The organism is Rhodopirellula sp. JB055 (assembly GCF_043100905.1).
In the GTDB taxonomy this organism is placed as follows: Bacteria; Planctomycetota; Planctomycetia; order Pirellulales; family Pirellulaceae; genus Rhodopirellula.
The window spans coordinates 1-8886 of the sequence record NZ_JBICHO010000495.1 but is presented as its reverse complement, the minus strand read 5'-3'; the positions used below and the strand labels follow the sequence as shown (position 1 = coordinate 8886).

General features: G+C 57.1%; 7 protein-coding genes and 1 pseudogene. 2 read left to right on the top strand and 6 right to left on the bottom strand.

Going from position 1 to position 8886, the window contains the following annotated elements:
* Positions 1 to 728, top strand: a pseudogene (locus ACF8AM_RS19420) (B12-binding domain-containing radical SAM protein); the annotation flags it as partial.
* A 184-nt stretch (positions 729 to 912) separates the two neighbouring features.
* Positions 913 to 1533, top strand: coding sequence for a metallophosphoesterase (locus ACF8AM_RS19415; RefSeq protein ID WP_392557241.1), 621 nt, complete (start codon positions 913 to 915; stop codon positions 1531 to 1533).
* 358 nt (positions 1534 to 1891) lie between these two features.
* Here ACF8AM_RS19415 and ACF8AM_RS19410 read toward each other — a convergent pair whose 3' ends face one another.
* The 6 genes from ACF8AM_RS19410 to ACF8AM_RS19385 form a co-directional block, all read right to left on the bottom strand.
* Complete coding sequence (locus ACF8AM_RS19410; protein WP_392557240.1) at positions 1892 to 2854, bottom strand: SGNH/GDSL hydrolase family protein; 963 nt, start codon at positions 2852 to 2854, stop codon at positions 1892 to 1894.
* Between the two features lie 47 nt (positions 2855 to 2901).
* Positions 2902 to 3795, bottom strand: a complete 894-nt coding sequence (locus tag ACF8AM_RS19405; RefSeq protein ID WP_392557239.1) for a sugar phosphate isomerase/epimerase family protein — start codon at positions 3793 to 3795, stop codon at positions 2902 to 2904.
* Between the two features lie 88 nt (positions 3796 to 3883).
* Entirely contained in the window at positions 3884 to 4912 is a 1029-nt protein-coding gene (locus ACF8AM_RS19400; protein ID WP_392557238.1) for a zinc-binding dehydrogenase, read from the bottom strand.
* A gap of 138 nt (positions 4913 to 5050) precedes the next feature.
* Positions 5051 to 5743 (bottom strand): orotidine 5'-phosphate decarboxylase / HUMPS family protein, encoded by a 693-nt coding sequence (locus ACF8AM_RS19395; RefSeq protein ID WP_392557237.1) that lies wholly within the window; start codon positions 5741 to 5743, stop codon positions 5051 to 5053.
* 173 nt (positions 5744 to 5916) lie between these two features.
* The gene (locus tag ACF8AM_RS19390; RefSeq protein ID WP_392557236.1) at positions 5917 to 7293 is read right to left on the bottom strand and encodes a sulfatase-like hydrolase/transferase; all 1377 of its coding nucleotides are present in this window, start codon (positions 7291 to 7293) and stop codon (positions 5917 to 5919) included.
* Between the two features lie 57 nt (positions 7294 to 7350).
* On the bottom strand, positions 7351 to 8406 hold the full coding sequence (locus ACF8AM_RS19385) for a lipid-binding SYLF domain-containing protein (protein WP_392557235.1): 1056 nt from the start codon (positions 8404 to 8406) through the stop codon (positions 7351 to 7353).
* Between the last annotated feature and the right edge of the window lie 480 nt (positions 8407 to 8886).

Below are 8886 nucleotides of genomic sequence, written 5' to 3'. Positions count from 1 at the left end.
GAACACTACCCGAATTGCTGGGTAGCACACGGCGTAAATCGCTGACACTGGCACCCGAAGTGGCTCGCGACGACATGCGGCAACAGATCCGCAAGAAGATCAAGAACAGCGATTTGATCGAGGGATGCCGGTCGGCTTTTCAGAATGGTTTTGAAAGCGTGAAGCTGTACTTCATGTGCGGTTTGCCTGGCGAGCGGCCAGTCGATTTGGACGGAATCGTGGACTTGGCCGAAACCATTTCGACAGTCGGCAAAGAGGTCAACGGCCGCTACGCACGAGTCACGGCCAGCGTTTCAAACTTTGTCCCAAAGTCGCACACGCCGTATCAATGGAATGGGATGCAGTCGCGCGAATATTTTCGCTGGGCGCACGACTATCTCTGGAAGCGCCGCAAAATTCGCAGCGTGAATATCAAGTGCCACGACATTGAAACGAGCTTGTTAGAAGGCGTGATCAGTCGTGGCGACCGCCGGACAGGGAAAGCAATCCGTCTGGCATGGGAACGTGGGGCTCGCATGGATGGTTGGACCGAACACCTCGACGCAGAACGTTGGTGGCAAGCGATCGAGGATGCGGGAATTGATGTTGAACAACAGGTGCATCAGAAGTACGAAATGATGGACAAACTCCCTTGGGATCACGTCAACGTGAAATTCGGACGCACGTATCTTGAAAAGGAACAGTCCCGTGCGACGATTCAATTGACCGACATGGCCAACGCGACTTAGCAACGTTCGATCAATGCGTGTCGGGGTGTCGTAGTGGACGAAGCGATGAGTCCTGCCAAAGGATTCGTGGCCTCGCCCTTTACGGCAGCAATTGCCGGTGCCGGGGCAAGTCACAACCCGCAATGCTGAGGCGTGTGGCGTTCACCGGTCTCTTTCTTCCTGTATTTCTTAACAAGTTCAACCGATGACCATCCGCGTACTTTGTTTCAGTGACCTGCATCGTGACCAGTTCGCCGCCAAGCGGTTGGTGGAACTTGCCGATCAAGCGGACTTGGTTCTCGGTGCCGGTGACTTTGCCAACCGACACGAAGGGTTGGCTGACACGCTGGATATCCTGCAAGCGATCACGCGGCCCACGGTGTTGGTTCCTGGCAACGGGGAGACGGTGGAGGAACTGCGTGAGGCGACCGCGAATTGGAAATCCGCGATTGTGTTGCATGGCGAGGGATGCGAGATCGAGCTGCATGGCGGTTCCGTCCCGGTGTGGGGCGTGGGCGGCGGAATCCCAGTGACGCCGTTTGGAGCTTGGAGCTACGACTTGGATGAAGACCAAGCCACCGAAATGCTGGCGGGGTGTCCCGAAGGGGCGATCTTGATCACGCATTCCCCCGCGCTAGACACGGTCGACCACGACAGCGCCGGCAAAATTCGCGGGAGCCAAAGCATTCGCGAAACGGTCCTGGTGAAGAAGCCCCGGTTCGCGGTTTGCGGGCACATTCATAGCGATTGGGAACGCCAAGTGACATTGGAATCAACGCCGATCTTGAATGCTGGACCACGCGGGGTTTTTGTGGACGTCTGCTGAACTGCGGAGCGGTAACAGTGGATCGCCTCGGGTTTCGAGCGGTAACACCGAATCGCACAAACGGCGGAGCGGGGACAGGTGTTTTCGATTCGGGGGCGGCTGTCGTCGCTCCGCGACTGGGGGCGTGCTGGGAGGCGTTGGTGACCTTGGGTTGAAACCCAAGGCTGACGGCTTCCGTCGCTCCGCGACTTTGTCGGGATGGTTCGAGAGTTCAACCGCGGAGCGGTGACAGTGGATAGCCTCGGGTTTCAACCCGAGGTTTCGAGCGGCAACGCAGAACCGGACAAGCCGCGAAGCGGCGACAGGTGTTTTCGATTCGGAGCCGGCTTCCGTCGCTCCGCGACTGGTTTGCATGCTCTCATTGCTGGAGAAGCTTGAGAAGCATCTCTTGTTGTTTTGCAGCCAGTGCTTCGGTGTCACCGAGCGGTTGTGGTGGGTAGGTCTTTTCTCGCGTGTAACCGATGTGGTTCATCCAAGCTTTCCAACGAAGGTTGCGAATCGCATCGATCGACGCGTACACGGGATCGGCTTTCACTTCTGCCAGCGTCTTGGTCGTCTCACTGACACCCAATCCCGATGCGATGGTTTGGGACATCAGCCAATGTCCCTCCTCGTTGGGATGCACCTTGTCTTTTGCAAAGGGGCGGTCACGTTCTTTCCTGGCGGCCCGCATCGCGGTGTGCAAGTCGATGACGGTGACGCCGGGAAGGTCCAGTTCCATCTCCCAACGTGCGTAGGCGCTGAGCACGGTGTCGTAGTTAAACGAGTCGTCGGCCGGCTGGTAATCGTAGATGGGTGGTGTGACGAGATAAATCTCTTTCACGCCGGCTTGCTTGGCTTGATCGATCATCGAACGGATGCCGTTTTGGAATGCAGCGAATCGAGCGTCGGAAAGCGGTTGGTAGATTCCGTCGTTCATGCCGTAGCAAGCGATGAGGACGTCTGGTTTGACTTTGGTTAGCAAACGCTCGAATCGTTCGAACAAACAGGGACGCGGAAACTTACCACCTGCGTGTCCGTCTTCGCTTAGCCCGGAAACGGTTTCGCTGGACAGTCCCAACGGGTAAATGTCAAAACTGCGACCGGGGGATTGGGTATGCAGTTGATAAGACAAGAACGAAACGTAATGTCCGGCTTGTGTGATGCTGTCACCGATCACCGCAATGCGAGACTTGGCGAGCGCATCGATGTCCGCTTGATCCGCGAAGATTGGTTGAGAGAAAACACTGATCAGGAGCACAAAGGTCGTGACAGCGAGTGTGAATCGGTGCCATGGTTTGCGTTTGCTAAAGGGTGAGTCTGTGGTCCTGTGGTGGGGCATAAGTGGTGTGCTTTTGTAGGGGGCAAGCGAGGAATGAAGTGTCGGTTTCAGTGCTGACAGTTCCAATGTTCCGCGATTTTGTCACGCAGTAAATCGGCGCTGCGGCGAAGTTGGTCGATTCCATCCACACCATCTTCGATGCTAATCCAGGAATCAAATCCTTTGGATTTCAGTTCTCGAAAGATGGCATCATAGTCATTCAGGCCTTTGCCGATTTCACCATGGCGGAGTCTTTGAGCGTAACCGACCGATCCGCCTTCTTCAGCGCGGAGGTCTTCCAGCGTGCCTTCGATCAGAAAGCGGTCGCTGGCATGCATGGTGACGACGCGGTGAGACACGCGGCGAAGTAGCTCCAGCGGGTCGTCGCCGGCTAAGAACGCGTTGCTAGGATCGTAGTTGACGCCGAAGTTCGGATGGTCGATGGCATCCACCAAATCACAGAACACATCCATGGATTGCGCGAACTCAGGGTACTCCCAGAAGTCATCTTTGTAGTGGTTCTCGAGGATCAGCGTGATGCCGCGATCGGCAGCGTAGGGGAGGCACTGGGTGATGCAGTCGGCGGCCAACTTGATGCCATCTTCGATGGAAAGATCGGGCCGTCGTTGGCCACTGAGCACGCGGCAGTAGCTGCCACCAAGCGATTCAGTCATCTCGATCCAACGTCGTTGTTGCTGGATTTGTGCGTCACGGAAGGCTTGGTCTGGGTGCGTGAAATCGGGCGAGCAACACAGCATGGGGATGACCATCCCGAGGTCTTCAACTTGCTGGCGAAGCGTGGGCCAGTAGCTTGGGTCTTCCAGTTCTAGAAAACCCGCGTAGAACTCCAGGCCTTGAACATCCAGCGTCGAGGCAAGCTCAAACCACTCGGCCAGCTTCATCGAACCGTCTTTGCACAACGCGGTCATGTAGGCTTTGGGAAACGCGGCCAGTTGAGGCATGGTCGGGACTGCTGTCGTTTGGAGGAAAAGTGGCATAGGCTTCCAGCCCGTGTGTGCTTCACAGGCTGGAAGCCCATGCCACCAGGAATTAAATGGGTTGGAGCACTGATTTGACGACCTCGCCGCGGTGCATTTTTTCGAAAGCGGTCTGCCACTGATCGATTGGCCAGATGCCTCCGATGATCGGTGCGACGTTCAGTTGTCTGCTTGTGAGCAAAGCCAAGACGCGTTCCCAGATTGGCCAATTGTGGCTGAAGCTTCCTTGCAAAGTCACGTTCTTTTGTACCAGCGGATCCAAGTTGTATCCGAGCGGTTGTGGACCCCAGCCGACTTTGCTGATCCATCCTGCAGGACGGACAACTCGCATGGCGATTTCAAGCGTGACGCTGGATCCGGCGGCATCGATCACGCCGTCGCATCCCATTCCATCACGCTCGTTGGCCCAGGGCGTGGGATCACCGACGATGCCTTGGCAGCCGTAGTTTTCTTCGGCGATGTTCAATCGATGCCGGTCGGATTCCAGACCAACCAGAGCCACCTCGGCACCGCAAAGTCGGGCCATGGCGGCGCACAGAATGCCGATGGTCCCGGGGCCCATCACGATGACCCGATCACCCGGTTCAATGCGCGCGTTGCGAACGACGGCGTTGTAGGCGACGCAGCATGGTTCGGTCAGACAAGCGTGTTCAAACGCGAGTGAGTCGGGGACGCGATGCAGAATACGGGAGGGAACGCGAACGTAGCGAGTCATTGCCCCGTTGACTCCGTAGCCAAACCCTTTGCGGGTTGGGTCCAAGTTGTAGAGGCCACGCCGCGTCATGGGGTTGTTGGAATCGATGATCGCCGCCGTTTCGCTGACCACGCGATCGCCCTCGTTCCAGCCCTCCACGTCGTTTCCAGTTTCCACGACGTGTCCGCCAAATTCGTGGCCTAAAACCACGGGGTAGTTCACCGGCCAAGAATGGTGTGCGGTCCATTGATGAAGATCGCTGCCGCAGACGCCGACATGGGAGACTTCCAGCAAGACATCCTCCGAGCCAATCTCCGGGCGATCAACTTCGCGAATTTCGACGGAATTCGGTTCCGGAGCGTAGTTCACCACCGCGGCGGATTGCATCGTTTGGCCTGTTGTTTGACGAAGTGAAAAAGAGTCGGAACGTCTGATAATCTGAGAGCAGGCGCGAGGAATTCGGGGCAACCGCATCCCACGCACACGATGCGGGTTATGACAGAGAGCTTTTCGGCGCAGTCGCTGTTAGACGACGTTTTGCGCATGCACGGCATCGCAGATCATTCGCAATGAAGATTCCAGGTCGCCGTCAGCGGTTCGGAACGCGTCGGCGTCGATCGTCAGAGGCGCACCCAAAACCACCAAAGGGGCGCCGTACTTGGGACACTCGATGGCTTGTTCAATCGACAAACCACCAACGGCTTGAACGGGAACCTCGACCGCTTCCACGACATCACGCAATTGATCGAGCGGGCTTGGCATGCGATCGCCTCGAGCCGCGATGCCTCGCCGTTCGTCGTATCCGATGTGGTGAATGACGAATCCGCATCCCAGGTCTTCAAGACGCTTGGCACCAGCGACCATGTCTTCGCTGACCATGTTGTCGCCCATGACTTGGCACCCAAAGTCAGCCCCCGCTTTGACGACGCAGCGAATCGTTTCTTCGTGAGCCCGGGCCATCACGACGACATGGGTCGCGCCGGCATTGGCCATCATCTCCGCTTCCAGGTACCCGCCGTCCATCGTTTTGAGATCGGCGACGATTGGCGTTTGGGGAAACGCGGCGCGAAGTTCACGCACGCCGTGCAAGCCTTCGGCAAGAATCAAAGGCGTTCCCGCTTCCAACCAATCCACGCCAGCTCGCATGGCAAGTTCGGCAGTTTCCAAGGCTTCATCGATATTAGTCAGGTCCAACGAAATCTGAACGATCGGACGCATGGAGCGACCTCTGCAGGTGGGGTGGAAGGCAGGGAGTCAGGCAGGAATCCCGAATTGTAACGCATTCCAAACACCAAGGAGTGTTGCGCGTCTCAGGTTGTTCCGCTGCAGTCGAAGTGCGACTTCGCGGACATCACGTCGCGACGGAAGTCGCTGTGACACAACCGTGGAATTCACCGGGCGATTGGTTGACCGGTGGCATCCAGCAATGGTGGTTCGTCGACTCCCGCCATCGCCTCGGTGATTCGTTGTTGAAGCTCTTTCATTGCGGCTCGATCGTGCTCGGTGGCATGATCCAGATCGATGGCGATTTCTTCGAGCGGGCGATCTGTTAAACGAAACAGACGGCCATCGCGAAAGTACTTGTAGGATCGGTTGAGTGCGAACACTTCGCGGGTGAACTGCGATTTGTCTTCGCCGGGGCGAGGGTCGTACCAGAAGAACAGAGACGTTTTTTCCCGTCCCTGTTTGCCAAACAACTCCGGGGCGAAGCTGATTCCGTCCATCGTTGGATCTTCTGCTACTTCGCCACCCGCCAACTCAATCAGCGTTGGATAGAAATCTGATGCATCGATCAGCTTGTCGCTCACGGCGGGCTGAATGTGGTCTGGCCAGGATACGATCAACGGAACGTGAATGCCGGTTTGCTTGGTCAGGCCTTTGCCGCCTTGGATGGACCGACCGTCGGCGAGCTTGGAGACCACTTTCAGGTGCGTCCCGTTGTCGCCGTAGAAAATGACAATGGTGTTCTCTCGCAAACCGTTGGCCTGCAGGCCGTTGATCAAGTTTCCAACCGCCACGTCCATGTACTCGACCATGTCCTGGAAGTACTTCAGTTGCTCCACGACCGGTTGCGACGGATCCCAATCATCGCTGATTGGCGTTGGCACGAACGGCCAGTGCGGCAGCGCCATTGGGTAATAAACGAAGGCGGGTTCGGCGCGGTCTTGTTTGAGGAAGTCGATCGTTTTCTCGACCCAGATGTCTTCGCCAAATTGACCCGTGTAAGTTTTCAGCTTACCGCCCTGCCCTGCTTCGCCTTCCAGCATGGTTGGGTTGGCGTAGCGAGAGCCTTTGTCTTCGGTGTGCAAGGCATGGAACAATGCGTACTGGTCAAAACCCGCGTCCTTGGGGTGCATGCCTGTTCCGCGGCGTTCATCGGCACCGGGGTACCCGGGTGGGTCGTACGATTGCAATTGCCATTTGCCAAAGATCGCCGTCGCGTAACCCTCTTCCTTCATTCGGTGACCAAAGGTCTTCACGCTTGGATCGAGGATTCCAAAGGTCTTCCAATTGCGATGGTTGTACTTGCCCGACATGAGTTGAACTCGGGTCGGGGTGCACAATGGTTGGGAGTACGCGTGGGTGAACCGCACGCCATCACTGGCCAATTGATCCAGTGCAGGCGTTTGGTAGGAAACGCCGCCGTAGCATCCCAGTCCCTCGATTCCAATGTCATCGGCCATGATCAACACGATGTTGGGGCGCGTATCGTCGGCAGATGCAACGGCGAGTGGCAGACATGTGAGTAGAAGTAGAAGAAAACGCATTCGATCGTTCTATTGGGGACACGAGGGAGTGGGGATGGTACGCGTCTGCCAGGATAATCAACGATTGCCCGGAGGAGGTGGGAGCTGGATCGTTTGGGCGTTGGGTGTCAGTGCGTGCTGATAGTGCTTCAGAAGGCTATAGACCGATTGGAATTCAGGGCGGCTGGACAAGGATGCGTATTGCGGGTCGTTGGCGACTTGGTCGTAACGTTCCACTGCGGTGGCCAAGGCATTTGGATCGGGGGCTTGGTTAGGGTTGGCGGACAGCGGAAGAGCCAGGTGGGCGGTCCACTGAGGATCCAATAACTTGAACAACTCGGGAGCAATTTGCAGCAACTGATCCTGCAGCACGGCGGGACGATTGCTGCGGTACTGTTCCGCAAATTTGGACTGCGATTCGGGAGGCGTGACCTGCACTTGTTGGCCAGCGTAACGAGCGACGGTTTGAGTCAACTGCGCGGCGGAGGCTGGGATGACCACCGGTTGACCCGGGGCGGGGCTTTGGTAATACGTGCCCGTCGCGACTTGATCGACCCGCAAGACGGTCCCGTCGATGGAGACTCCCGCGAACAAGCCTCGGCTGCGTGAGTAGGTGTAGATCTCGGCTTGCAGTTGTCCATCGGTTGCCACGGCGGCTTGTCGTCCGACTGGTCCGGCTGCTGCGGAGGCGTCACCGCCCAGAGTCAGTTTACCTGAGAGGATGCCTTGGACACTGCGAGCCGTTTTGAAAACGAGGATGATATCGGAGGCCTGCACACCAACTTGCCAACCCACATTGCCCCCGGTCAAGGTGATGAACACGGGAGCGTGCCAAGTGCCGTCGGGATCACGAATGAATAGCAACCCTTTGCCATGCCGAGCACCGACAATGAAGCTGCCTTTGATCACGTTGGGAACGATCGCGACACCGTGGCAGTCCTGAAGCATCTGAGCGGGGATTTTGCTCAGTGTTGTCGACATGGTTTCGTTGAGAACGGCGGCTGAGGCCTGGATCGTTTGTTCCTCGGCCAACTGAGCCGAAGCGGGGTGTGTCCACACGGCCACGGCAATCGTGGCAGTCATCGCAATTCGATGAGCAAATCGTATTCGCGGGTGGGTGGGGGACTCCATCATGCACGCTCCGTTGGTGGACGCGTTCTCATCGTTGAACGCTCGTAGGGTTTAGCGGGTTAGGGTGCAGCCGTTTCGGTCTGAATTGAAACCGCGGCACTTGATCCGCTGTCATTGTGGGGTGCGATTCACTCTTCGGCTACTCCATGTGCCCTGCCCTGCTCCGCGATTGGGGAAGAATGCGACGTTGGGAATCAATGAAGTTTTGGTGGCGATCACGACACTTGGCGCAGGCAGTGAGCGTGCACCATGAAAATCTCCATGGGGCTTGGTTGGATTGGCTCACCGAAAGTGCGAAGATGAGCCCAGACGGTGCAGCAACATTGCGTGCGTGTTCACGTCTCCAGGGCTGACGCTGCCATGCCGTGTTCATTTAACTTCAAGTCAAGGGAAATCAACGATGTCTGATTCGGAACCGAACGACTCCATGAGAAACGTGCTTGTTGATGTGGCGTCGCTATGGTGGTTGCCGCTGATCCGTGG

Excerpts from the sequence above, each read along its gene's own strand:
- ACF8AM_RS19415 (WP_392557241.1), top strand. The coding sequence starts at position 913 with ATGACCATCCGCGTACTTTGTTTCAGTGACCTGCATCGTGACCAGTTC.
- ACF8AM_RS19390 (WP_392557236.1), bottom strand. The coding sequence starts at position 7,293 with ATGCGTTTTCTTCTACTTCTACTCACATGTCTGCCACTCGCCGTTGCA.
- ACF8AM_RS19405 (WP_392557239.1), bottom strand. The coding sequence starts at position 3,795 with ATGCCTCAACTGGCCGCGTTTCCCAAAGCCTACATGACCGCGTTGTGC.
- ACF8AM_RS19395 (WP_392557237.1), bottom strand. The coding sequence starts at position 5,743 with ATGCGTCCGATCGTTCAGATTTCGTTGGACCTGACTAATATCGATGAA.
- ACF8AM_RS19385 (WP_392557235.1), bottom strand. The coding sequence starts at position 8,406 with ATGATGGAGTCCCCCACCCACCCGCGAATACGATTTGCTCATCGAATT.
- ACF8AM_RS19400 (WP_392557238.1), bottom strand. The coding sequence starts at position 4,912 with ATGCAATCCGCCGCGGTGGTGAACTACGCTCCGGAACCGAATTCCGTC.
- ACF8AM_RS19410 (WP_392557240.1), bottom strand. The coding sequence starts at position 2,854 with ATGCCCCACCACAGGACCACAGACTCACCCTTTAGCAAACGCAAACCA.